This is a genomic window from Paenibacillus arenilitoris (assembly GCF_014705655.1).
In the GTDB taxonomy this organism is placed as follows: domain Bacteria; phylum Bacillota; class Bacilli; order Paenibacillales; family Paenibacillaceae; genus Pristimantibacillus; species Pristimantibacillus arenilitoris.
Genome location: NZ_JACXIY010000009.1, coordinates 21416 through 46195 on the forward strand (window position 1 = coordinate 21416; position 24780 = coordinate 46195).

A 24780-nucleotide genomic window follows, 5' to 3' on the forward strand; every position below is an offset into this window, starting at 1 on the left:
ACTAACATATTTTATTGAGGAGGATTTACAAATGGAAATTTTGGCAGCAGCATTGGCAGTAGGTTTGGGCGCCGTCGGCGCAGGCGTAGGTAACGGTATGATCGTTAGTAAGACAGTTGAAGGAATTGCTCGTCAGCCTGAGCTTCAAGGCAAGCTTCAAACAACAATGTTTATCGGCGTAGGTATCGTCGAAGTTGTGCCGATCATCGGCGTAGTTATCGGCTTCCTCGCTTTCTTCGCAGCATAATTGAACAAATCGAATGGCGGGGAAGGCCTAGCCCTCTTCGCCTTCGTTGTGATTAAGACATTACTGAGGTAAGAAAGGAGTGGCTTCAATGGGATGGCATTGGGAATCGACAGTATATGCGATTATAGCATTTGGAATATTGTACTGGCTGCTTAGCAAGTACGCATTCGGTCCTTTGTTCGCGATCATGGAGAAGCGCAGAGAGCTTATCCTTGAGCAGATGAACACGGCTGAATCCAGCCGCAAAGCGGCCGAGCAGCAAATGGAAGAGCAGAAGGCGGCGCTCCAGCAGGCTCGCAAGGAAGCCTACGATATTATCGAGCAAGCAAGAACGACGAGCTCGAAGCAAGCGGACGAAATCGTCCAATCGGCGAAATCGGAAGCGACTCGCCTGAAGGACGACGCGCTCAAAGATATCGAGAGCGAGAAGAACAAAGCCATCGCGGCTCTTCGCACCGAAGTCGGCGGCATTTCCGTCAAGATCGCTTCGAAAATCATGGAGAAGCAGGTTGACGAGAAGTCCCAGGAGCAGCTGGTTGATCAATACCTGAAAGAAGTTGGCAGCAAATGAGCCGGGATACGGTCGTAGCGAAGCGCTACGCTAAAGCGTTGTTCGAGCTGGCTTCGCAGCAGCAGATCGTCTCCGAAGTCGAGGCGCAGCTGAAGCTGATCGTAGACTCGCTTGAACAAGACGCGGATATCCAAAAGTTTCTTTCCTTGCCTAGCATCGACGCGGAGAAGAAGATCGCTTTGCTGAAGTCGGCTTTCGGCGATCGCGTATCCGCTCTCGTATTGAACACGGTGAAGCTGCTCATATCCCGCAGACGCCAGGACGTGATTGCCGAGGTGTACGAGGCATTCGTGAAAATCGCGGGAGAATCGCTGGGCCAGGCTCATGCGACGGTTTACGCCGCCAAAGCGCTGACTGCGGAAGAACTGGCCGGCGTAACGGAGCAATTCGGGCAAATTACGGGCAAAACCATTATTGCCGAGCAGGTCGTTGAACCGTCCCTGTTAGGCGGCATTCAAGTGCGAATCGGCGACCGTCTGTACGACGGCAGCTTGTCCGGCAAGCTGGAACGTTTGCAAAAATCGTTTAAAATCTAACGGACGTAAGATAGGGGTGAATGAATTGAGTATCAGACCTGATGAAATCAGCACGCTGATTAAACAACAGATCGAACAATATAAATCCGAAATTCAAGTCGTAGACGTCGGCACCGTAATCAATGTCGGTGACGGTATCGCCCGCGTACACGGCCTTGAGAACGCGATGCAGGGCGAATTGCTCGAATTCGCTAACGGTGTTGTCGGCATGGCGCTCAACCTTGAGGAAAGCAACGTCGGTGTCGTAATCCTCGGACCTTACACGGACATCCGCGAAGGCGACCAAGTGAAACGTACCGGCCGCATCATGGAAGTACCGGTCGGCGAAGAGCTTCTCGGCCGCGTAGTCAACCCGCTTGGACAGCCGCTTGACGGCAAAGGTCCAATCAATACGACTCAATTCCGCGCGATTGAATCCCCGGCACCGGGCGTTATCGACCGTAAATCGGTTCATGAGCCGATGCAGACGGGCATCAAAGCGATCGACGCGATGGTCCCGATCGGCCGCGGTCAGCGCGAGCTCATCATCGGCGACCGTCAAACCGGTAAAACGGCGATCGCGATCGACGCGATCATCAACCAAAAGGGCAACGGCGTAAAATGTATTTACGTTGCCGTCGGCCAGAAGCAATCCACCGTCGCGAACGTTGTCGAGACGCTCCGCCGCCATGGCGCGCTCGAGTACACGATCGTCGTAACGGCAGGCGCTTCCGAGCCTGCTCCATTGCTGTTCCTGGCGCCTTATGCGGGCTGCGCAATGGGCGAATACTTTATGTACAAAGGTGAGCACGTTCTCGTCATTTACGACGACTTGTCGAAGCAAGCCGCGGCATACCGCGAGCTTTCGCTCTTGCTTCGCCGTCCTCCGGGCCGCGAGGCTTACCCGGGCGACGTATTCTATCTCCACTCCCGCTTGCTGGAGCGCGCGGCCAAGCTTAGCGACGCACTCGGCGGCGGTTCCCTGACGGCTCTGCCGTTCATTGAAACGCAAGCATCCGACGTATCGGCTTACATTCCGACGAACGTAATCTCGATTACGGACGGTCAGATCTTCCTTGAAGCCGATCTCTTCTACTCGGGTCAACGTCCGGCGGTTAACGTCGGTATTTCCGTATCCCGCGTAGGCGGCTCCGCTCAAATCAAAGCGATGAAGAAGGTTGCCGGCACGCTCCGTCTTGACCTTGCGGCATACCGCGAGCTTCAAGCGTTCGCGCAGTTTGGTTCCGACCTCGACAAATCGACGCTTGCCCGCCTGAACCGCGGCGCGCGCACGATGGAAATTTTGAAGCAGGGCGTTAACCAGCCGATGCCGGTCGAGAAGCAAGTCATTTCGATCTATTCCGCGGTTAAAGGCCACCTGGACGAAATTCCGGTAAGCGACATTCTTCGTTTCGAAAGAGAGTTCCTCGCGTTCCTGGATTCGAACCATCCGGAAATCGGCCATTCGATCCGCGACACGAAGGACCTTGTTGCCGACAACGAGAAAGCCCTTGTCGACGCCATCAACAAATTCAAGAAAAGCTTTGCCGTAACGGCTTAATAATTACAAGACTACGCCCGTCCGATCAAGTCCGGGCGTAGTCCCCTACTGCTACCAACACCAGGCGCCAAAGAGCTCTGTGTATCAAACGCCTTGAAGGTGGGCGGAGAACGGGACTGTTGCCGGAGAGTTTACGTGCCGCTTTTTGAAGCTCGAATATTAACCATAAGAACATGTAATCCAAAATATTCGACTTCAATAGCGGCCGAGGCAATAGTCCCGATCGCAGCCCATGCCCTCAAGGCCTTTGATTAAACAAGCTCCGGCGCAGCAAAGGCGGGTGAAACAAATGGCAAAAGGCATGCGCGACATTAAACGCGAAATCAAGAGCAAACAGAACATGAAGCAGATCACGAAAGCGATGGAGATGGTCGCGGCGTCCAGGCTGAGACGCGCGCAGGAAGCCGCACAAGCGGCGCGTCCTTACGCGCAGAAGCTGAAGGAAGTCGTAGCGAGCATCGCCGCCGGCACGAAGGATGTGAAGCATCCGATGCTGGAGAGCCGGCCGATCAAGAAGACGGGTTACCTCGTCATTACGTCGGACCGTGGTCTTGCGGGCGGATATAACGCGAACGTGCTTCGCAAAGTAACGCAAACGATTCGCGAGAAGCATAAATCGAACGACGAGTACGTGCTGTTCGTCATCGGACGCAAAGGCCGGGATTACTTCCGCCGCCGCAACATGCCGATTCTCGAGGAAGTAACCGGCTTGCCGGATTCCCCGACGTTCGCGGACATCAAGTCGGTCGCTTACACGGCGGTCAGCAAGTTCGCCGAAGGCGCGTACGACGAGCTCTACCTGTTCTACAATCAGTTCGTGAACGCGATCACGCAAATTCCGACGGAAGTGCGCTTGCTTCCGCTTGAGGAAGTCGACGGCGGCGCATCGGTTGCGACATACGAATACGAGCCGTCGCCTGAGGGCGTGCTGGAGGTGCTGCTGCCTAAATACGCGGAGACGCTTATTTACAGCGCGGTGCTGGACGGCAAGGCCAGCGAGTTCGGCGCGCGGATGACCGCGATGGGCAGCGCGACGAAGAACGCGACCAAGTTCATCAACCAGCTGACGCTCACGTACAACCGGGCGCGCCAAGCGGCGATCACGCAGGAAATTTCCGAGATCGTTGCCGGAGCGAACGCACAATCGTAAACCAATATCTGATCATATACGCCGCATCGTCCGCAGCCGCTATCGGCAGCTGACCGGACTGCGGCAACAAGAAGGAACCAGGAGGGAAAACCATGAAAAAAGGACGCGTTGTATCCGTCATGGGTCCGGTCGTCGACTTAGAGTTCGAACGCGGCAACCTGCCGGAAATTTTGAACGCCGTCAAGATCGAGCAGAAGGGCCAAGAGGGCGGCATCGATATTAATTTGACGCTTGAAGTAGCCGTTCATCTCGGCGACAACATGGTACGCTCGGTCGCGATGAGCTCGACGGACGGTCTCGTTCGCGGCATGGAAGTCGTTGACTTGGGCGCACCGATTACGATTCCGGTTGGAGCTCCGACGCTGGGCCGCGTATTTAACGTGCTCGGCGAGCCAATCGACCAAGCCGGCGACGTAACATCGGAAATCAACCTTCCGATCCACCGCCCGGCGCCTGCTTTCGACGAATTGTCCACGCAAGCGGAAATTCTCGAGACGGGCATCAAAGTTATCGACCTTCTCGCCCCATATGCCAAAGGCGGCAAAATCGGCCTCTTCGGCGGCGCGGGCGTAGGCAAGACGGTAACGATCCAAGAGCTGATCAACAACATCGCGCAAGAGCACGGCGGTATTTCCGTATTCGCCGGCGTAGGCGAGCGTACGCGCGAAGGTAACGACCTGTACCACGAGATGAAAGACTCCGGCGTACTAAGCAAAACGGCAATGGTATTCGGACAAATGAACGAGCCGCCGGGAGCGCGCCAGCGCGTTGCGCTGACGGGTCTGACGATGGCTGAATATTTCCGCGACACGGAAGGCAGAGACGTGCTTCTGTTCGTCGACAACATCTTCCGCTTCACGCAAGCAGGCTCCGAGGTTTCGGCTCTTCTCGGCCGGATGCCTTCCGCGGTAGGTTACCAGCCGACGCTGGCAACCGAGATGGGTCAATTGCAAGAGCGTATCACGTCCACGAAGAAAGGTTCGGTTACGTCGATCCAAGCGATCTACGTACCGGCGGACGACTACACGGATCCGGCGCCGGCAACGACGTTCGCCCACTTGGACGCAACGACGAACCTTGAGCGTAAAATTTCCGAGATGGGTATCTTCCCAGCGGTTGACCCTCTCGCTTCGTCTTCCCGTATCCTTACGCCGGAAGTATTGGGCGAGGAGCATTACAACGTGGCGCAAGGCGTTAAGAAAATTCTTCAGCGCTACAAAGAGCTTCAAGACATTATCGCGATTCTCGGCATGGACGAGCTGAGCGAGGAAGATAAGCTGACGGTCGGACGCGCGCGCCGGATCCAGCTCTTCCTGTCCCAACCGTTCCACGTTGCCGAACCGTTCACGGGCACGCCGGGCAAATACGTTCCGGTTAAAGAATCCGTTCGCAGCTTCAAAGAAATTCTCGAGGGCAAACATGACGACCTTCCGGAAGAAGCTTTCCGGTATGTAGGTGTGATTGAAGAGGCCGTGGAGAAAGCCAAAACGCTGTAATAGCGAAAGGCGGGAGGAATCCACATGAGTACCTTTTTGGTAGAAATCGTAACGCCTGAGCGCAAAGTATACGAGGAAACGGCGAATATGGTAAGCGTAACGGGCGTAGAGGGCGAGCTTGGCATTTTGCCGAACCACATTCCGCTCGTAACGCCGCTTCGCATCGCTCCCGTAACGATCAAGCGCGCAGGCAACAAGGTTGACGTTGTCGCGGTGAACGGCGGCTTCATCGAGGTTCGCAAGGATAAGGTCGTTATTCTTGCCGAAAGCGCGGAGCTTGCGACCGATATCAACGTTGAGCGCGCCGAAGCGGCGAAGCAGCGTGCGCAGCAGCGTCTTGCCGCGAAGCGCGACGAGATCGATTTCCGCCGCGCGGAGCTTGCTCTGCAGCGCGCGATGAATCGTCTGAACGTCAAGCAACAATAAGGGATACCGACAAGCACCGTTTTCGCCATCAGGCGAAGGCGGTGTTTTTTTGAAATATGCGAGTATATAAGTTTTGCACTTATAAATGAGCTTATATTTCATCGCGAAACGAGCTTATGCCGCCAAAGGACGGCACAGAACCGAGCTGCGCAAGTTGCAGCTAGCGGTTCGTGCGTAGCGTCAGCCGGTTACTACTTGATTTATTTGCGAATTGGGCATTGACATCGATAATGAGAATCTTTATCATGTAAAAAGGAGTTGGTTGAGAAACATTTTCATATGGGGGTTTGGAGAATGAAACGGTTGAAGTTTATCGGTTTTATGCTTGCGGCTATGGTGGTGTTCCTAGCTGCTTGCGGGGGGACGAATAACGGCGGAACCAATGCCGGAGCGGGAAATCAGGGGACGGCCAACGCCGGGCAGACGAATAATGCCGGCGAAGCAACGAATGCCGCCGACGAGAATGCCGCGCGCGCGATCAAGCATTCGCTGGGCGAAACCGAAGTGACCGGCGAAGTGAAAAAGGTCGTCGTGCTGGAATGGACTTATGCGGAAGATCTGCTTGCTCTCGGCGTTCAGCCGGCGGGCGTAGCCGATATTGAAGGCTATAACGGATGGTACGGTTCTTTGGAGCAGAAGCTCGACGGTTCGGCCGTCGATGTCGGCACGCGCCAAGAACCGAGCATCGAGACGATCATGAGCATCGATCCGGATTTGATCATCGGCGTTAAATTCCGCCATGAAGCGCTTTACGATCAGCTTAGCGAAATCGCTCCGACATTGATCTTCAACCCTTATCCGGAAGAGGGGCAAGGCGATCAATATTCCGAAATGGAAGAAACGTTCAAGGCGATCGCGAATGCCGTCGGCAAGCAAGAGGAAGGCGAGAGCGTTCTTGCCGACCTGCATGCGGCTTTCGAGGACAACAAAGCCAAGCTCGCGGCCGCGGGCAAAGAAAACCACGAGGTAGTCATGACGCAGGCTTGGAGCACGGACGGCGTAGCAACCTTCCGCTTGTTCACGGACAATTCGATGGCGATGTCGATTCTCGGCAAGATCGGCCTGAAAAACGCGCACAAGGATGAAGCGTTCCAAGTGTACGGCTATTCGGAGACAACGCTTGAAGGCTTGACGAAAGCGCAGCAAGCGAGCGTGCTTTATACGATCAGCCCCGAGGATACGATTTTCTCCGAGCTGCTTCCGAAGAACGAAGTGTATAAGGAGCTTCAATTCGTGAAGGAAAGCCGGTTGTACGATTTGGACGGCATTTGGCCTTTCGGCGGCCCATTGTCCGCAGAGCAGCTGGCGACTAAAGTAACCGGGTTATTGACGAAATAATGAGCCGGATACATGCCCGGAAGCATATGCAACAATCGATGAAGAGCCCTCTGCTGCTTTCGGCAGCGGGGCTCCTTCTGCTTGTTGCGCTGTCTGCCTTTCATCTGACGCAGGGAGATGCCGATCTCCCGCTGAAGACTGTCGTTAACGCGTTGTTGACGGACGACAATGCCATGGAGCACCAAATTGTGTGGTCGTTAAGAATGCCGAGAACCGTAATCGGGATATTGGTAGGAGGGGCGCTTGCGGTAGCCGGCGCGCTGCTGCAAAACGCGACGCGCAACCCGCTCGCGTCTGCCGCTACGCTTGGCATTAACGCGGGCGCTTTTTTTGCCTTGACCGTTTGCACGATCTATCTGCCGGCGCTGGCTTCCAAATTTCCGCTGATCATGACCTTCTCGGGGGCGGCGCTGGCGGCGGTTTTGGCATTCGCTATGGCAGGCGGCACGAAGGCGTCGCCGGTGCGTCTCGCCCTCTCGGGGATGATCGTAACGATGACGCTGAGCTCGATCATTGCCGCGCTTCAGCTGTTCTATGAACAAAAAACGATGGGCTTGTTCGTTTGGGGCTCCGGATCGCTCGTCCAAAACGGCTGGGACGGCGTCGTCCATGCTTGGCCGTGGTTAACGGCCGGCCTGATCGCCGCGCTGCTGATGTCCGGCAAGTGGGATCTCATGGAGATGGATGAAGATACGGTAACGTCGCTTGGGCAGAAAGCGTGGCAGCTTCGATTCGCGGGTCTGGCCATCGCCGTCCTGCTTGCCGCGGTCGCGGTAAGCGTCGTCGGGCCGATCGGCTTCGTCGGTCTGATCGCGCCGCATTTGATGCGGATGCTCGGAGCCAAACGATTTATCGCGCTGCTGCCGACCTCGTTCATTTGGGGCTCGGTCATCGTGATCGCCGCGGATGTCGTCGCCATGCAATTCAAGCATTCGCTGGGTCCATTGCCCGCAGGAGCGGTTACGGCTTTGATCGGAGGACCTTGGCTCGTCTGGCTCGTGCTTCGAACGGTTAAAGCGAAGCGGGAAGGTGCGCCTGAGCAGGCTTCGGCCGCTTCGCATACGTTGTCGAAAATACCGTATCCCGCGCTTGTTGCAGCATTGGCCATATTGCTTATAGCTGGCATTATCGTCAGCTTGGCTTTCGGCAGCTTGAAGCTTCCGATCGGCGACGTGATCGGCGCTTTGCTCGGGAACGGTGAAGCAGGCGTGAAGCGGATGGTAGTGGAGATGCGGCTGCCGCGCACGCTTGTGGCGGCGCTTGCCGGAGCGGCGCTTGCCGTCAGCGGTCTGCTGCTGCAGGGCGTCGTCCGCAACCCGCTGGCCGATCCGTCGATTATCGGCGTCACCGCCGGGGCGAGCGTCGGAGCGATGACAATCCTCGGTGTCTTCACGGGCCTATCGATCCAGTGGCTCCCCGCGGGCGCCTTTGCCGGCGCGGTGCTCGTGTCGGCCATCGTATTCTGGCTGGGCCGGAGAAGCGGCTTTCAGCCGGCGGTCGTCGCCCTGCTAGGCCTCGGCGTATCGGCGGTTGGCAGCGCGATCGTGCAAATTCTCGTCATCCGGATGAAGCTGACCGTCGCGTCGGCGCTCGTCTGGCTTGCCGGCACGACCTATGCGCGGACATGGGAAGATTTCTGGCAGCTGATTTATTGGCCGGTCATCCTGCTGCCGATCGCGTGGCTGCTTGCGCGGAGAATCGACGTGCTTCAGTTCGCGGACGCGACGATAACGAACCTCGGCTTGAAGGTGGATCGGACGAGGCTGTGGGTAGGCGGCCTCGGCGTCGCTCTGGCGGCTGCCGCGGTATCCGTCGTCGGAGCGATCGGATTCGTCGGCCTGATCGCCCCGCATATGACGCGGGCGCTCGTCGGCCCGCATTATCGCAAGCTCGTGCCGTTAACCGCGCTGCTCGGGGCACTGCTGCTCGTGCTGGCCGATCTGCTGGGCCGCTCATTATTCGCGCCGAAAGAAATCCCTTCAGGCCTGATAGCCGCCTTGATAGGCGCGCCGTATTTTATGTGGCTCATGAGGCGGGCAGGCGGCGGTAACAAAAAATAAATAGAACGGAATATTCGTGTTTTAGGGCGAAACCGACGAAATAGTGTCAGGTTTTGTCCTTTTTTTTATGCAATAATCTAATAATATGTATGAATATCTGTCTATTATATGTTAATATAGTTCACATCAGAGATGGTAGAAAAGACAGGGGGAGATTCCTATGTTTGATTGGCTAGGTGCGAAAGCCGGATTTCCATTATGGGTCTCATGGCATTTGAACAAGGATCTTAAGGAGGATGTGGAGCAAACCTTCGAGAGCATCGCGGAGACGCGCAAGGAGCTGTTGAATGTCTGGGCGACCGATTGCTGGAGCCATCTCGGACGATTGGCCGAGCAGCTGTCGCCGCTCCTGGCGGACGATGATCGCCTTGAGGAGCAAGCCAGGCTTGCCCTTCTGCTTGAGCGAACCTACGCGAGAGCCGTCGATTTCACCGAGCTGTTCGTGCTCGATGCCGGGCAGACGGTTATCGGTTCTACATACGCTTCGCATATCGGGACGTCGTACAAGGACGGGGGCGTCTTTCATGCGGGGCTCCGGCATTCGGACGGCGGCGGCAAGCGGCAAAACTGCCTGTTCGGGCCGTACCGGGATCCGCTCACCTTGAAGCTCGGCGCGCGTACTTCCTCCTTTCACGACCAAATGACGCTGATGTTTATTTATCCGCTGACCGTGAACGGCAGCTTCGCCGGCACGCTGTGCGGCCGGGTGCCGAACGACGTATTGGGCGACCTCATCCAACGAGAATCGGGGCATGTCTATCCGGATTCGGGCGACAACTATTTATTTATGGCGAAGGCCGGCTTGAACACCGATATCGCGCCCGGGACGGCGTTGTCGCGCAGCCGGTTCGAGGACCGCACGTTCACGCACGGCGAAAATTTAAAGGACGGCGTAACGACCGCTTGGGGCACCGTCTCGGTCAAGGAGCATACGGAGCTCGAAATCATGTTCACCGACCCGGCCACCGGCCGGCTGCATCCCGGCGTGGCGAATACGATCAAGAACGGCAGCAATTTGTTCGTCGAGTTCCCGGGCTACTCCGATTATCGCCACATTCCCGTTATCGGCAAGGGCGTGACGTTCCGGCTGCCGCACTGTCCGGATCTGTGGGGCATGATGTGCGAGGGCGACCTGGAGGAAGTGTACCGGATTCGAAGCATCGGCTGGAGACAGCGCAAGCTGCAGATGATCGCGATCGCGTCCTTAAGTCTCTTGACGGCGTTGCTTATCGTCTTCGTCGCGGCCAGCGCCCCGGTATGGGCGACCGCGCTTGCGGCCGGGGCTTTCAATTTACTTTTCGGCCTTCTGTTCAGCGGCGCATTCCAGAAGAAGGAGGCGGATCGCGTCGTCTCGCATATGCGCAAAATAAACGGGTTTATCCGGATGAACGCGGAAGGCAAAGGCGACTTGACGCAGCGGCTCGCGCTAAGCGAATTCGACAATGACGAATCGAAGGAGCTCGCGAAATGGATCAACAACATGATCGATTCGCTCGAAGGCATCATGCTGCAGGTGAAGCTTGCCTCCGCGGACGTATTGTCCAGCCAGCACAGCTTGAACGAGTCGGCATCGGTTACCGCCGCTTCGACGGAGAGAGTCAGCGGCAAAGTGAACGACATGATCGGCAGCATCCGGCTTCAGCTGAAGGACATTGACTTGGCGAAGGACGCGGCCGGCGACATGCGCTCGACGCTGCGCCTGATCGAGGAGCAGGCGGCGGAGCAGATCGCGGTGGCCAGTTCCGAAGTCGAGCGCATCGGCGACAAAATGCATCAAATCTCCGCAAAGGTCGGCGAGACGAACGGCACGATCACGAAATTCATGGAAACGGTGCAGGAGATCCAAGGCGTCCTCCACGTGATCGAGGAAATTTCGGCGCAGACGAACCTGCTGGCGCTTAACGCTTCGATCGAGGCGGCGCGCGTAGGGGAGCAGGGCAGAGGCTTCGCCGTCGTCGCTTCGGAAATCCGCAAGCTGGCGGACATGACGAAGAAGTCAACCGAGGAAGTGCATGCCATCACCAGTCATATTTATAATGAAGCGAAGGAAGCTTACGCGTCCATGGACGAAGGAACGCGCGTCGTCGAGGAAGGCAATCAGCTGGTGGCGGCGGCAACTAGCACGCTGGCGGCCGCGAATCGGGATGATCTGCGCAAGTCGCAGGTTGTCGACGAGGTCGTGGCTCTTATGGAGAAGATCGCGCTCGTGAGCAGGGAGAACCGAAGCGTCTCCTCGGACGTCGAAGGCAAGGTGCAGGAGCTGATAGGCGAAATGTCGAACGTGCGGCAGACGTCGCAAAGCGTCGAATCGATCACCAAGCTGCTGCAGCAGCTCGTAGGACAATTCAAGCTGACGGAGTCCAGAATCAGATAGACGCATTATTCCAAATAAAGCCGCAGGAGCCCGCTAGGAGCCGATCCTGCGGCTATTTTTTGCGCGGAGCTTGGCGTACATAAAAAGGACATGGAAGAGTTATCCTAAGATCGAAACTTATGTCAAGGCCGGGAGGAGAGGGGCTAGTGGTCGGTCGTTACAAGCGCGGCGTCGGGAGAGCGGGCAAAAAAACGGCAAAGCAATCCGCCAGGGCGGAGAAGCACGAGCAGCAGCAGCTCGAGCCCTACGCGGACCGGCCCCTCTTCGCCGAATTGAAGCAAAATCGGCAGTTCATCGCGCAGCAGATGGGCGAAAGCGCGGACGTCATTTTCAGGGAAATGCAGCTGATGAACAGCATCCGGACGAATGTTCTTGTCGTCTACGTGCAGGGCATGGTCGACGACGAGAGGATGAACGAGTTCGTCCTTCAGCCGCTGCATCGGGAACGGTTCGCGCAGGCGGCCGAAGCGCGGCCGGACGAGCTTCCCGGCATGTTCAAAAACCACGTGCTCTCGACGGGAATCGTGAACGAAATCAAGGACTGGAAGCAGTTTTTCGAGAAGCTGCTCCTCGGCTATTGCCTCATCCTGTTCGAAGGTACTTCGAAGGCGATCTCGTCGAGCGTCGTCGGCGGGGAGCGGCGCGGCATCGAGGAGCCGAAGACGGAAATGGCGATCCGGGGGCCGCGGGAAGGCTTCACCGAATCGATCCGCGTCAACACGGCCATGATCCGCAGAAAGATTCGCAGCCCGAAGCTGTGGCTCGAGCAGAAGACGATCGGGGAATTGACGCAAACGCCGGTATGCATCATGTACATTCAAGGTCTCGCCGACGAGAACGTACTGAAGGATTTGCGCGAGCGGCTGGACGCCATTAAGATCGACGGCGTACTGGAGTCCGGCTATATCGAGGAACTGATCGAGGAGCAAATGTGGACCCCGTTTCCGACAGTCATGAATATCGAGCGGCCCGATGCGGTCGCCGGCAATCTGCTTGAAGGACGGATCGCGATTCTTGTGGACGGCACGCCGTTCGTCCTCATCGTGCCGACCATTATGAACATGTTCTTCCAGTCGTCCGAAGATTACTATCAGCGCTACGATATCGCCACTTTTCTCCGGATGCTGCGGTTTGTATCCTTCCTGATTGCCCTGCTGATGCCGTCCGTCTACGTGGCCATCGTCAGCTATCATCAGGAAATGATTCCGACCCAATTGCTTCTGAAGCTGGCCGCCCAGCGGGAAGGCGTGCCGTTCCCGGCTTACCTGGAAGCGTTCATCATGGAGCTCGTATTCGAAATATTGAGGGAAGCGGTCATCCGGATGCCGAGCGCGGCGGGGAACACGATATCGATCGTAGGCGGTTTGGTCATCGGGCAGTCGGTCGTCGAAGCGGGCATCGTCTCGCCGGCCGTCGTCATCGTCGTATCCTTCACGGCGATCGCCAGCTTCGTCTCGCCGGCCTACAGTCTCGGCATTGCGGCCCGTCTGCTCCGTTTCCTGCTGCTGCTCGCCGCCTCGACCCTCGGGTTCTACGGCATCGGCCTCGTCGTACTCCTGCTGCTTCTCCATCTGTCGAACATCCGCTCGTTCGGCATCCCGTACACGAAGCCGTTCGCTCCGCTTTATTTCAAGGATTTGAAGGATACGCTCGTAAGGGCGCCGCTCTGGCTCATGCGCGAGCGTCCGCAGAAGCTTGCCGTTAACAATCCGGTCAGGGAGCAAATCGAGCTGGAGCCGAGAAAGGAACCGGGGCAATGAGCGGGCACTCGGCGAAAGGCCGACTTCGGGGCATGGCGGCGATGAAAGTCAAGGCCGTGCTGCTGCTGTCCGCCTGCTCGATTCTGCTTGGGGGCTGCTGGGACCTGCGGTACCTCGACAAGCTCGGCGTCGTCATGGCGCTTGGGGTGGACGTAGATCCGACGGGCAAGCAGGAGCTCCGGTTAACCGCCCAAGTCGTACTGGCGCAGAACGTCGCCGCCGAAAGCAAGGGGGGCATCGGCGGGGCGCCGGTCACGACGTTTACGGAAACCGGCAATACGATGTTCGAGGCGATCCGCAAAATGTCGGCCAAGACGTCGCGGCGGCTTTTTTTCTCCCACACGCAAATGCTGATCATCGGCGAAAAAATGGCGCGCAGGGGCATCTATCCGCTCGTCGATCTCATCGAACGGAATCCGGACATCCGAACCGATATATCGGTCATGGTGGCCCGCGGTTTGAAAGCGGAGCAGCTGCTGCAAACGACGACGCAGATGGAGTCGATTCCGATTAACCAAATGCACGAGATGATCGAAGTGAACCAGGAAAGCTACGGGATGAACTACGTGGTGGAAGTCAACGAACTGATTCGCATGACGGGAAAAGGACAGCAGCAGGCGGTCCTGCCCTCCATCCGGTTGGAGGGCAGGAAGGAGATGCGCAATAAGATGGATAACTTGACCCGGATTCCCGCATCGGCGTATCCGGCCTTATCGACGCTGGCCGCGTTTAAGGAGGGCAAGCTGGTCGATTTCTTGAAGCCTAAGGAATCTAGAGGGCTCGCCTGGCTGCAAGACGAGGTGAAGAGCACGATCATTACGCTGGCCTGTCCGAATTCCGACGGCCATCTGGTCGTCGAGGTGCACGACGCGTCGCGGAAATACAAAGTCGAGCGAGAGCCGGACGGCATGCCTTTAATCAAGGCCAATCTGCTCGTAACGGGAAGCATTCAGGAAATTATGTGTCCTGGCGTCGATGTCGGAAACGAGGGCACGATCGACGAAATCGGCCTGCTTGCAAGCGGAGTCGTCAAGAGCGAAGCGGAAGCCGCGATTCGAAAGGCGCAACAGAGTCTGCGATCGGACGTGCTCGGCTGGGGCCTCGAGGTCTACTTGAAGGAGCCCGCGATTTGGAAGCGGCTCGAGAAGGATTGGGAGCGGCGATTCCCGGAGGTGGCAAGCGAAGTGACTTGCACCGCCAACCTAATCGGCTCAGGCGTACGCGGCGAATCTATCGTGAAATGAGTGGTGAACGAAGGTGTTGATCGTAATCGGGATTTCGCTGCTTGCGGCGGTTGCGGGAACGTTGATTTGGATTCGCAACGGGAAGAAGGGGCGGAAGCGCGAACGGGCGTGGGCGCTGCTCCTATTGGCGATCGGCACAACGTACGCGATCGGCGTGCAGCTGCGATTGCCCATGCCCAATCCGGTAGACGGGATCACGTACCTGTTCGGGCCGGTTTACAAGCCGATTCTCGGCTGGATTCAGGAGGAATTATAACCGGAATGAGTAAATACGCAGGGCTCAACAACGCAGCGATTTCGGCAAGCCAATGCGCGAAAATCTTTTTTCTGTTCGGGCTCGGAAGCGCGGCGTTAATCGTGCCGACGGCCGTTACGGCGATCGCCAAGCAGGATGCGTGGATATCGATGCTGCTGGTCGGCCCGGTCAATTATTTGGTGATGGCCGTCTACCTCGCGCTGGCCGAACGGTTCCCGAACCTGTCGATCGCCCAATACGCGGAGCGGGTCATTGGGACATGGGCGGGGAAGGCGCTGACCTTCACCTATATTTTGTTTTTTCTGCTGCTCAGCGCCTTGGTGCTGCGGAACATCTCCGATTTTCTGGGCTTGTCCGTGCTGCCCCAGACGCCGGATTGGTTCATTGACGTCACCTTCATGATCGTCGTTATCTACGGGGTCTATCTCGGCATCGAAACGATCGCCAGAACGGGCGAAATTTTGTTCGCGTGGGGTTTGTTTGTTGTCTTAATCATCTTGCTATCGCTGTTGAACCAATTCGAGCTGAGCCAATTCGAGCCGTTGCTGTACGAAGGCTTCGAGAGGCCGATCAAAGGCGTCTATCCGGTATTCGGATTCCCGGTCTGCGAATTCGTCTTCATCACGGTCATCTTGCCGCTCGTCGACAAGGAGGAACGGCCGAAGCTTAAACGTTATATCAATTGGACGGTCGTTCTCATTACGGTGACGGGTTGTCTGCTCACGGTATTCCTCATAGGCGTGCTCGGCGTGAGCGAGACGGCGAGAAGCCCGTTCGCGGTGTACGACATGGCGAAAAATATCAACATCGAAGAAATTCTCGTTCGGGTGGAGATTTTGGTGGCTATCGTGTGGATCGGCACCGTGTTCATGAAGCTGGTGCTATGCGTGTACGTACTTGCGGTGCTGACCGGTCAAATGCTGAACCTGTCGACATACAGGCCGCTCGTCTTTCCGTACTCGGTCCTCGTCATTCCGCTCTCGCTGATCGCGTACCGCAACTCGGCGCATACGAATTTATTCGCGATGGGGGTTTGGACGACGTACAGCGCCTTTCAAGGGCTGCTCCTGCCGTCGCTGCTGCTGGCCGTTGCGGCGATCCGAGGGCTCAGGGACAACGGCGGGGGAATGTTTCCGAAGCTGGCGCAGGCCGGCGGCAACCGGGGCTCCGAGGCGGACAAGGGGCAAGGGGAAGAGCCTTCTCCGGCCTAACTCCGTCATAGACGGCGATGGACGCTTTTGTTATAATTGTGAGGAAAATCGACCCAACGGCAACGGTCCGTATCATACCAAGTGACGGAGGCGATCGTGTGGAAAACTACGCCAGCAACTATGTCGTCGTGGCTATTTTTATCGCGCTGGGCATTCTGCTGCCGGTTGCGGCTTTGACGGTTGGCCGGCTTCTCAGGCCGAGCAGGCCGACGGAGCCGAAGCAAACCACTTACGAAAGCGGCAATGAGCCGGTAGGCGAGGGACAGGTCCGTTTTAACATCCGCTATTACTTATTTGCGCTAATGTTCGTCATCTTCGATGTAGAAACCGTTTTCCTATATCCGTGGGCCGTCGCATACAATAAGCTCGGCCTGTTTGTGCTCGTCGAAATGTTTATTTTTGCGGCGATGCTGCTTGTCGGTCTCCTATACGCCTGGAAGAAGAAGGTGCTCAAATGGAATTCAGTTTAGAGTCGATTTCGCTGGAAGAACGCAAAGAACTGGAACGCAACGTCTTCATGGGGACGCTTGAGCAATTGAAAGCCTGGGCAAGAAGCAATTCGCTGTGGCCGCTTACGTTCGGCCTGGCGTGCTGCGCGATCGAAATGATGGGAACGGGCGCTTCGCACTATGACCTCGACCGCTTCGGCGTCATGTTCCGCACGTCGCCGCGCCAGTCCGACGTCATGATCGTGGCCGGCACCGTGACGAAGAAGATGGGGCCGCTTCTGCGCCGTCTGTACGACCAGATGCCGGAGCCGAAATGGGTGATCGCGATGGGCTCCTGCGCCACGGCGGGCGGGCCTTACGTGAAGTCATACGCGGTGATCAAGGGCGTCGACCAGATCGTGCCGGTCGACGTGTACATTCCGGGCTGCCCGCCGAATCCCGCCGCGCTCATCTACGGCATCAACAAGCTGCAGGAGAAAATCCGCTACGAGGCGAAGACCGGAAAGCGGGTGACCGGGCGATGAGCGAGGAGAAGAAGGAAGAGGAGAAAGCGCTTCCGGATGGCGCGCGGGGAGCGGGGGAAGCGCAAACGCCGCCCGTTGACCCGGAGCGCGAAGCGAAGCTGAAGGCGGCGGCGGAGGCGAGGGCCGCCCGCGCGGCGGCGAAGGAGAAGGCCGACAAGGAAGCGGCGGAAGCCGCGCCGCCGGAGCCGAAGCCGCCGTCGCCGAAGCAGCCGGAGCTGGAGCGGATCGTCGAGCTGCTGAAGCGGGACGTATCGGAGGAAGCGGTCGAAGACGCTTACGTGAACGAGCTGAACGGCGACATGCCGACGGTGGTCGTGCGCAACGCGCATTGGCGGCCGGCGGCGGAGCTGCTGAAGCGGCATGAGGAGCTTTCGTTCCGTTATTTGCGCAACGTGTCCGGCGTCGATTACGAGACGCATATGGAAGTGGTCTATCATATGGTGTCGCTCGGCACGAAGCGGGAAGCCGCCATCAAGGTGAAGACGGAGCGGGAAGGCGCGTCCGTCTATTCCGCGACTCCGGTATGGGCGACCGCGGGCTGGAACGAGCGGGAGATCTTCGACCTGCTCGGCATCGACTTTCCCGGCCATCCCGACCTGCGCCGCATCATGATGCCCGACGACTGGGTCGGCCATCCGCTGCGCAAAGATTACGAACCGTTAGACTCGGAGGTGTAACAAGCCCTTGATCCGTACAGAAGAGCTGCTCTTAAACGTCGGTCCCCAGCATCCGAGCACGCACGGCGTATTCCGCATCGTCGTCAAGCTCGACGGCGAGGTGATTACCGAGGCGACGCCGGTCATGGGTTACTTGCACCGGGGAACCGAGAAGATCGCGGAAAGCTTGAATTTTACGCAGATCATCCCATACACGGACCGCATGGACTACGTATCGGCGATGACGAACAATTACGTGCTCGTGCACGCGGTCGAAACGATGATGGGACTCGAGGTGCCGGAGAGGGCGGAATTTCTCCGCCTGATCGTGATGGAGCTGCAGCGCGTGGCCAGCCATCTCGTCTGGTGGGGCACGTACCTGCTCGATATCGGCGCGATGAGCCCGTTCCTGTACGCATTCCGCGACAGGGAGATCATCATCGATCTGTTCAACGAGCTGTGCGGCGCCCGGCTGACCTACAACTACATGCGCGTCGGCGGCGTCAAGTGGGACGCGCCGCCTGGCTGGATGGATAAGGTGCGCGACTTTATTCCGTACATGGAGAATAAGCTGGAAGAGTACGACAAGCTCGTCAGCGGCAACGAGATTTTCCTTGCCCGCATCAAGGGCATCGGCAAGTACGACGCGGAAACGGCCATCGATTACGGCTTGTCGGGCGCGAACCTCCGCTGTACCGGCGTCGATTGGGATTTGCGCAAGGCGGAGCCTTACAGCCTGTACAGCCGCTTCGAATTCGACGTGCCGCTCGGGAAGAACGGCGACTGCTACGATAGGTACCGGATCCGGCTGGAGGAAATCCGCCAAAGCCTGCGCATCCTGAAGCAGGCGGTGCGGCAGTTTCCGGACGGAGGAGAGACGATGGGCAAGGTGCCGCGGGTCATCCGGCCGCCGGCCGGCGAGGTGTACGTGCGTATCGAATCGCCGCGCGGCGAGATCGGCTGCCATATCGTCTCCAAAGGGAAGGCGGAGCCGTACCGGTTGAAATTCCGCCGGCCCTCCTTCGTTAATCTGCAAATCCTGCCGAAGCTGCTGGTCGGCGAGACGATGACGAATCTCATTACGATACTGGGCGGCGTCGATATCGTCGTCGGGGAGGTCGATTGCTAATGCCCCCTTGGCTGAATGAACCGATTACGTGGGGAAGCGCGCTCGTGCTGTTTCTTTGGGCGGTCGTTTTTCTGTTCATCGTGCTCGGCTTCGTCACGTACGCGATATATTTCGAACGGAAGGTGATCGGCTGGATGCAGCTGCGGGTCGGTCCGAACCGGGTCGGCCCGCTCGGGCTGTTCCAGACGGTCGCCGATATATTCAAGCTGCTGATCAAGGAGGACACGATTCCGCGCAAATCGGACCGGCTGCTGTTCGTGCTCGCGCCGGCGCTGGCATACATCCCGGCCTTCACGGTGCTCGCCGTCCTGCCGTATTCGCAAAATCTTTATTTTGCCGATTTGAACGTCGGCTTGCTCTATTACGTGGCGCTGTCGGGCATCTCGACGCTGGCGATCGTGCTCGGGGGCTGGGCGTCGAACAACAAGTACGCCCTGCTCGGCGGAATGCGCTCGGCCGCGCAGATGATCAGCTACGAGGTGCCGCTCGTCATTTCGGTCGTCGGCGTCATTCTGCTGAGCGGAAGCTTGAACCTGCGGGATATCGTGGCGGCGCAGGACGGGGGCTGGTTCTGGAACTGGAACTTCCTGCCGCAGATGATCGGCTTCGCCGTCTTCCTCATCGCGGCCGTGTCGGAGCTCAACCGGACGCCGTTCGACCTGCCGGAGGCGGAATCGGAGCTCGTCGCGGGCTATCACGTCGAGTACAGCGGCTTCCGCTTCGCCTTCTTCATGCTGTCGGAATACGTCTACGTCTACGCGATCGCCGCGCTGACGACCGTGCTGTTCCTTGGCGGCTGGCATGCGCCCGCGCCGTTCCTCGAATTCGTGCCGGGCATCGTCTGGTTTTTGCTGAAATTCGCGTTCATCGTGTTTTTCCTGTTCTGGATCCGGGCGACCTTCCCGCGCATTCGCGTGGACCAGCTCATGGGGCTCGGCTGGAAGGTGCTGCTGCCGGTATCGCTGCTTAACGTGTTTCTGACCGCTGTCTATATGGAGCTGTTTATCAAATGATCGCAAGGGGGCCAGCAGTATGAACGGATTAATGAAAGGGCTGGGCGTTACGCTGAAGTCGCTCGCGGCTCCGAAGGTGACGACCTCGTATCCCGACGTGCCGATCGAGATGCCCGACAGATTCCGCGGCATCCAGCACTTCATCCCGGAATTGTGCATCGTCTGCAACCAATGCGCGCGTATCTGTCCAACCGATTGCATCACGCTGACCGGCAAGCCGAACCCCGATCCGGACAAAAAAGGGAAGGTCATCGACACGTTCGACATCAATTTTGAAATTTGCATCTTGTGCGACCTGTGCACCGAGGTATGTCCGACCGAGGCGATCGTCATGACGAATCATTTCGAGCTGTCCGCCTACAGCCGCGACGACCTGTTCAAGGACGCGAAGTGGCTGACGGACAACGACACGCTCGTCCGCCAGGACAACAACAACATCGGAGCGCCGGCCAAAGGGGGCGGCAAATAGTTGTTCAACATCGATTTTACGGGTGAATTCGCCGCGTTCTTCGTGTTCTCCGCGATCATGATCTGCGGCGCCGTGCTCATGATCAGCCTGGAGAAGGTCGTGCACATGGTCGTCTCCATGGCCGCCGTGTTCCTCGGCCTCGCCGGTATGTTCGTGCTGCTGGAGGCGGAGTTCGTCGCTTTCGTGCAGGTGCTGATCTACGCCGGGGCCGTTTCGATTCTGATGATCTTCGGCATCATGATGACGAAGCATCAGGGGGCGGAGCGGGAGAAGGCGAAGCCGCTGCATGAGGCGCTTGCGGCCATCGGGGCGCTGTGTCTGTTCGGCGTTCTGTTCTATGCGATTCGTTCGACGACGTTCCCGGAGCCGGCGCCCTTCCAGGCGGGCGAGGATAATACGATGGCGATCGGCGAGCTGCTGTATACGGGATACGTCGTGCCGTTCGAGCTGCTGTCCGTCCTGCTCACGGTGGCGTTCATCGGGGCGATCGTGCTGGCGAAGAAGGAGGCGGATTAGAGGGCATGCTTCCATCCTATTTGACCATGGCGGCGATCCTGTTCTGCATCGGGCTTTACGGGGCGCTCGCGAAGCGGAACGCGGTCATCGTGCTGCTGTCGCTGGAGCTCATGCTGAACGCGGTCAACCTGAACCTGATCGCTTTCTCGAAGTACGGCGTCGTGCCGTCGCTCACCGGACAAATTTTCTCGCTGTTCACCATTACGGTCGCCGCCGCCGAAGCCGCGATCGGGGTCGCGATATTGATCGCGCTCTTCCGCATGCGCGGCACCGTGAACGTGGACGAATTCGACAAAATGAGGAGGTAGCGCGCCTATGGACATGTACACACAAGCGGCTTGGCTCGTTCCGCTGTTCCCGCTTGCGGCGTTTCTCCTGCTGACCGCGCTCGGCCGCGGCTTCCGCAAGGCGGGCGCGCTCATCGGCTCGGCCGGCGCGCTGGCGGCATTCGTGCTGTCGCTTCTAATCGTCGTCGAACGTCTTGGCGAGGGAGCCGTCGATTACAACAACGCCATCGACTGGATCGCGATCGGCGATTATACGCTTCGCATCGGCTTCGAGGTGACCAATCTGACGGCGATGATGCTCGTCGTCGTCACGCTGGTGAGCTTCCTCGTCAATCTTTATTCGGCGGGCTACATGAAGAACGACGAGCGGATAACCGTATTTTACGGCTACGTATCGCTGTTCACGTTCTCGATGCTCGGGCTCGTGCTCTCGGATAACCTGCTGTCGCTCTATATTTTCTGGGAGCTGGTCGGCGTATGCTCGTTTCTGCTGGTCGGATTCTGGTACACGAAGCCGAAGGCGCGGGCGGCCGCCAAAAAAGCGTTCATCGTCACCCGCATCGGCGACGCCGGCCTGCTGCTCGGCATCCTGCTTCTGTTCTGGTACATGCCGGACCACGCGCTCGATTTCACGACGATCCAAAGCGTGTTCGACGGGCAGTCGGGCGCGATTACGACGGGCATTACGACGCTCATCGCGCTGCTCATCTTCCTCGGAGCCATCGGCAAGTCGGGCCAGTTCCCGCTGCATGTGTGGCTGCCGGACGCGATGGAGGGGCCGACGCCGATCAGCGCGCTCATCCATGCCGCGACGATGGTGGCGGCGGGCGTCTTTCTTATCGCCCGGACGTACGATATTTTCCAGGATTCCGCGGCGGCGATGGAGACCGTCGCCTACGTGGGCGGCTTCACGGCCATCTTCGCGGCGACCGTCGCGCTCGCGCAGAACGATATAAAGCGCATATTGGCTTACTCGACGGTAAGCCAGCTCGGCTATATGATGATGGCGCTCGGCCTCGGTTCCTTGACGGGAGGGGTCTTCCACCTGTTCACGCACGCGTTCTTCAAGGCGCTGCTGTTCCTCGGCGCAGGCAGCGTCATTCACGCGGTACATACGCAAAACATTCACGAAATGGGCGGACTTGCCTCGAAAATGCGGGTGACGGCTTGGACGTTCGCGGTCGGCGCGCTCGCCTTGTCCGGCATTCCGCCGTTTTCCGGCTTCTGGTCGAAGGACATGATTTTGACGGCCGCGATCGAGACGAACCCGCTGCTGTTCGTCGTCGGTCTGGCAGCCGCCTTCTGCACGGCGCTCTACATGGCGAGGCTCTTCTTCCTCGTCTTCATGGGCAAGCCGGGCTCCGCGTCCGCGGACGCGCATGAAGCGCCGGCCGTCATGACGGCGCCGCTCGTCGTGCTCGCCGTGCTCGCCGCGGCGGCAGGCTTCGTCGAGACGCCATGGAACGGCTGGTTCGGCTCGTGGCTGAGCGGAGAAGCCGAAGCCGCGCACGGCAGCGGCGTGGCGATCGTCGCTTCGATTGCCGTCGGTCTGCTCGGTTTATACGTCGGCTGGCTCATCTACGGGAAGGGCGGCGTCAGCCGGAAGGCGGCCGCCGAGCGGGCGCCATGGCTCGTCAAGCTGCTGGAGAACGGCTATTACGCTGACGAATTGTACGCGGCGGTCATCGTGAAGCCGATCAGAACGATCGGCTCCGTGCTAATGGTCGTCGACGAATACATCATCGGCGGCCTCGTCCGCCTGGCGGGCATCGCGACCGCGTATGCCGGCCGCACGGCGGCCAGGCTGCAGAACGGACAGGTACAGACGTACGGCCTGGCGGCCGCGATCGGCTTCGTCGTCCTCGTCGCCGCGATCGTCGGAAGGAGGTTCTGGCCATGAGCATCCTGCAGGACATTCCGATTCTGTCTCTCATTCTGCTGGCACCGCTTGCCGGGCTTCTCGTCGTGCTGCTGCTTCCGAAGCAGCGGAGCGGCTGGATGAAGACGGCCGCCATCGTCGCGACGATCGTCCCGTTCCTTCTGTCGCTATGGTTGTATGCGGACTTCGACAAGCAGCAGGGCGGGGCGGCGTATGACGAGCAGCTAAGCTGGGCGGAAATTCCGCTGAACAAGGAGCTGCAGAACGGCGTATCCGAATTCGTGTTCAAATTCCAATACGCGCTTGGCGTGGACGGCCTCTCGATGCCGCTCGTGCTGCTGACGGCGCTGGTGACGGCGATGGCGGCGCTGGCCGCCGTCCACGTGAAGAAGCGCTGGAAATCGTTTTTTGTCTGGTTCCTGCTGCTGGAGACGGGCATGCTCGGCGTGTTTTTGGCGCGGGACGTGTTTCTGTTTTTCGTCTTTTTCGAAATCACGCTTGTCGCGATGTATTTCCTGATCGGCATTTGGGGGTATTTCCACCGCGAGCGGGCGGCGAACCAATTTCTGCTCTATAACGGAATCGGCTCGGCGATCATGCTGCTGGCGTTCGTGCTGCTCGTCAATACCGCGGGCTTCCGCATCGACCAGGCAGGCGAGCAGGCGAGCTTCGTCTACAGCGGAAGCTATGCGGATATTCTTCGCAACCTGGCGGATCCGAACGCTTGGGTGAACCTGTCGCCGGATCAGCTCGGCGGGGTCAACCCGTTCCAAATGACGGACGCGATGCAGTGGACGCTGTTCATCATGCTGCTGGTCGCGTTCGGCATCAAGCTTCCGGTCTTTCCGTTCCATACGTGGATGCTGAAGGTGCACACGGAAGCGCCCCCTTCGGTCGTCATGATCCACTCGGGCGTGCTGCTGAAGATGGGCGCGTACGGCCTGCTCCGGTTCGGCGTGCTGCTCTTCCCGGAGCAGGTGCGGGAATGGGCCGCCGTGCTGGCGGCGCTGGGCGTCGTCAATATTTTGTACGGGGCGCTGCTGGCGTTCAGGCAGCAGGAGTTCAAGCTCGTCCTGGCCTATTCGTCGATCAGCCATATGGGCATCGTGCTGCTCGGGCTGGCCGCCTTTAACGAAATCGGCCTGCAGGGCGCGCTGTTCCAGCTCGTCTCGCACGGCCTCATCTCCGCGCTGCTGTTCCTAATCGTCGGCAGCCTGTTCGAGCGAACCGGAACGACGGAGCTGGCGAAGCTCGGAGGGCTGGCGCGATCGATGCCGTTCATGAGCGGGGTGCTGCTGACGGCGGGGCTGGCGTCGCTCGGATTGCCGGGACTGTCCGGCTTCGTCGCCGAATTTCTGGCGTTCCTCGGCCTGTTCGAATCGATGCGCTGGCTGACGGCGCTCGGGGTGGTCGGCATCGTCCTGACGGCGGCATACGTCCTGCGCGCGGTGCTCAAGATCACGTTCGGCGCGCAGCGGGAGAAGTACGGCGCGCTGAGGGACGCACGGCTCGTCGAAGCGGTTCCGATGATCGTTCTGCTGGCGTTCATCCTGCTGCTGGGCTGTTACCCGTCCGTGCTGACGGATACGATGCAAACCAGCATCGGCGGCCTGTTCGAACAATTACTTGCGACAAGGGCGGGGGGTTAG

Annotated in this window: 24 protein-coding genes; all 24 read left to right on the forward strand. The window is 58.6% G+C overall.

The genetic code is table 11. The annotated features are described in order from the left end of the window. The first annotated feature begins 31 nt into the window (after nt 1-31). The 24 genes from atpE to IDH41_RS07235 all read left to right on the forward strand — a co-directional run bounded on the left by atpE (nt 32) and on the right by IDH41_RS07235 (nt 24780). Nucleotides 32-247 carry a F0F1 ATP synthase subunit C gene (atpE, locus tag IDH41_RS07120; RefSeq protein WP_190859563.1) on the forward strand — a complete coding sequence of 72 codons (216 nt, stop codon included), beginning with the start codon at nt 32-34 and terminating at the stop codon, nt 245-247. 88 nt (nt 248-335) lie between these two features. Next, nucleotides 336-818, forward strand: a complete 483-nt coding sequence (gene atpF / locus IDH41_RS07125) for a F0F1 ATP synthase subunit B (RefSeq protein ID WP_190859565.1) — start codon at nt 336-338, stop codon at nt 816-818. Next, entirely contained in the window at nt 815-1354 is a 540-nt protein-coding gene (locus tag IDH41_RS07130) for a F0F1 ATP synthase subunit delta (RefSeq protein ID WP_190859567.1), read from the forward strand. The genes atpF and IDH41_RS07130 overlap by 4 nt, the downstream gene beginning before the upstream one ends. Before the next feature lie 25 nt (nt 1355-1379). Continuing rightward, entirely contained in the window at nt 1380-2894 is a 1515-nt protein-coding gene (atpA, locus tag IDH41_RS07135; protein WP_190859569.1) for a F0F1 ATP synthase subunit alpha, read from the forward strand. A 289-nt stretch (nt 2895-3183) separates the two neighbouring features. Further along, complete coding sequence (atpG, locus tag IDH41_RS07140) at nt 3184-4044, forward strand: ATP synthase F1 subunit gamma (RefSeq protein ID WP_190859571.1); 861 nt, start codon at nt 3184-3186, stop codon at nt 4042-4044. 92 nt (nt 4045-4136) lie between these two features. Further along, nucleotides 4137-5540: a F0F1 ATP synthase subunit beta gene (atpD, locus tag IDH41_RS07145; protein ID WP_190859573.1), complete on the forward strand. Its 1404-nt coding sequence runs from the start codon at nt 4137-4139 to the stop codon at nt 5538-5540. A 24-nt stretch (nt 5541-5564) separates the two neighbouring features. Beyond that, nucleotides 5565-5966, forward strand: coding sequence for a F0F1 ATP synthase subunit epsilon (locus tag IDH41_RS07150; protein WP_190859576.1), 402 nt, complete (start codon nt 5565-5567; stop codon nt 5964-5966). Nucleotides 5967-6260: 294 nt separating this feature from the next. Beyond that, entirely contained in the window at nt 6261-7304 is a 1044-nt protein-coding gene (locus tag IDH41_RS07155) for an ABC transporter substrate-binding protein (protein ID WP_190859578.1), read from the forward strand. Continuing rightward, entirely contained in the window at nt 7304-9364 is a 2061-nt protein-coding gene (gene fhuB / locus IDH41_RS07160; protein WP_190859580.1) for a Fe(3+)-hydroxamate ABC transporter permease FhuB, read from the forward strand. Before IDH41_RS07155 ends, fhuB begins: the two co-directional genes overlap by 1 nt. Nucleotides 9365-9524: 160 nt before the next feature. Continuing rightward, the gene (locus tag IDH41_RS07165; RefSeq protein ID WP_190859582.1) at nt 9525-11738 is read left to right on the forward strand and encodes a methyl-accepting chemotaxis protein; all 2214 of its coding nucleotides are present in this window, start codon (nt 9525-9527) and stop codon (nt 11736-11738) included. A gap of 146 nt (nt 11739-11884) precedes the next feature. Continuing rightward, nucleotides 11885-13498, forward strand: coding sequence for a spore germination protein (locus IDH41_RS07170; protein ID WP_190859584.1), 1614 nt, complete (start codon nt 11885-11887; stop codon nt 13496-13498). Then, entirely contained in the window at nt 13495-14742 is a 1248-nt protein-coding gene (locus IDH41_RS07175) for a Ger(x)C family spore germination protein (RefSeq protein ID WP_190859586.1), read from the forward strand. The genes IDH41_RS07170 and IDH41_RS07175 overlap by 4 nt, the downstream gene beginning before the upstream one ends. Before the next feature lie 13 nt (nt 14743-14755). After that, entirely contained in the window at nt 14756-14998 is a 243-nt protein-coding gene (locus IDH41_RS07180) for a hypothetical protein (protein WP_190859588.1), read from the forward strand. A 5-nt stretch (nt 14999-15003) separates the two neighbouring features. Then, entirely contained in the window at nt 15004-16209 is a 1206-nt protein-coding gene (locus IDH41_RS07185; protein ID WP_190859589.1) for a GerAB/ArcD/ProY family transporter, read from the forward strand. Between the two features lie 98 nt (nt 16210-16307). Then, nucleotides 16308-16679, forward strand: a complete 372-nt coding sequence (locus IDH41_RS07190) for an NADH-quinone oxidoreductase subunit A (RefSeq protein ID WP_317890694.1) — start codon at nt 16308-16310, stop codon at nt 16677-16679. Then, complete coding sequence (locus IDH41_RS07195) at nt 16664-17182, forward strand: NuoB/complex I 20 kDa subunit family protein (RefSeq protein ID WP_190859593.1); 519 nt, start codon at nt 16664-16666, stop codon at nt 17180-17182. The genes IDH41_RS07190 and IDH41_RS07195 overlap by 16 nt, the downstream gene beginning before the upstream one ends. Beyond that, entirely contained in the window at nt 17179-17859 is a 681-nt protein-coding gene (locus IDH41_RS07200) for an NADH-quinone oxidoreductase subunit C (protein WP_190859595.1), read from the forward strand. The genes IDH41_RS07195 and IDH41_RS07200 overlap by 4 nt, the downstream gene beginning before the upstream one ends. 7 nt (nt 17860-17866) lie before the next feature. Beyond that, the gene (locus tag IDH41_RS07205; RefSeq protein ID WP_190859597.1) at nt 17867-18967 is read left to right on the forward strand and encodes an NADH-quinone oxidoreductase subunit D; all 1101 of its coding nucleotides are present in this window, start codon (nt 17867-17869) and stop codon (nt 18965-18967) included. Next, the gene (gene nuoH, locus IDH41_RS07210) at nt 18967-19980 is read left to right on the forward strand and encodes an NADH-quinone oxidoreductase subunit NuoH (RefSeq protein ID WP_190859599.1); all 1014 of its coding nucleotides are present in this window, start codon (nt 18967-18969) and stop codon (nt 19978-19980) included. The genes IDH41_RS07205 and nuoH overlap by 1 nt, the downstream gene beginning before the upstream one ends. Nucleotides 19981-19999: 19 nt before the next feature. After that, the gene (nuoI, locus tag IDH41_RS07215; RefSeq protein ID WP_190859601.1) at nt 20000-20449 is read left to right on the forward strand and encodes an NADH-quinone oxidoreductase subunit NuoI; all 450 of its coding nucleotides are present in this window, start codon (nt 20000-20002) and stop codon (nt 20447-20449) included. Beyond that, the gene (locus IDH41_RS07220) at nt 20450-20965 is read left to right on the forward strand and encodes an NADH-quinone oxidoreductase subunit J (RefSeq protein ID WP_190859603.1); all 516 of its coding nucleotides are present in this window, start codon (nt 20450-20452) and stop codon (nt 20963-20965) included. A gap of 5 nt (nt 20966-20970) precedes the next feature. Further along, a complete protein-coding gene (nuoK, locus tag IDH41_RS07225; RefSeq protein WP_190859604.1) occupies nt 20971-21273 on the forward strand; it encodes an NADH-quinone oxidoreductase subunit NuoK in 303 nt (100 codons plus the stop codon). A gap of 7 nt (nt 21274-21280) precedes the next feature. Further along, nucleotides 21281-23152 carry an NADH-quinone oxidoreductase subunit L gene (nuoL, locus tag IDH41_RS07230; protein ID WP_190859606.1) on the forward strand — a complete coding sequence of 624 codons (1872 nt, stop codon included), beginning with the start codon at nt 21281-21283 and terminating at the stop codon, nt 23150-23152. Continuing rightward, nucleotides 23149-24780, forward strand: a complete 1632-nt coding sequence (locus IDH41_RS07235) for a complex I subunit 4 family protein (RefSeq protein WP_223829518.1) — start codon at nt 23149-23151, stop codon at nt 24778-24780. The genes nuoL and IDH41_RS07235 overlap by 4 nt, the downstream gene beginning before the upstream one ends.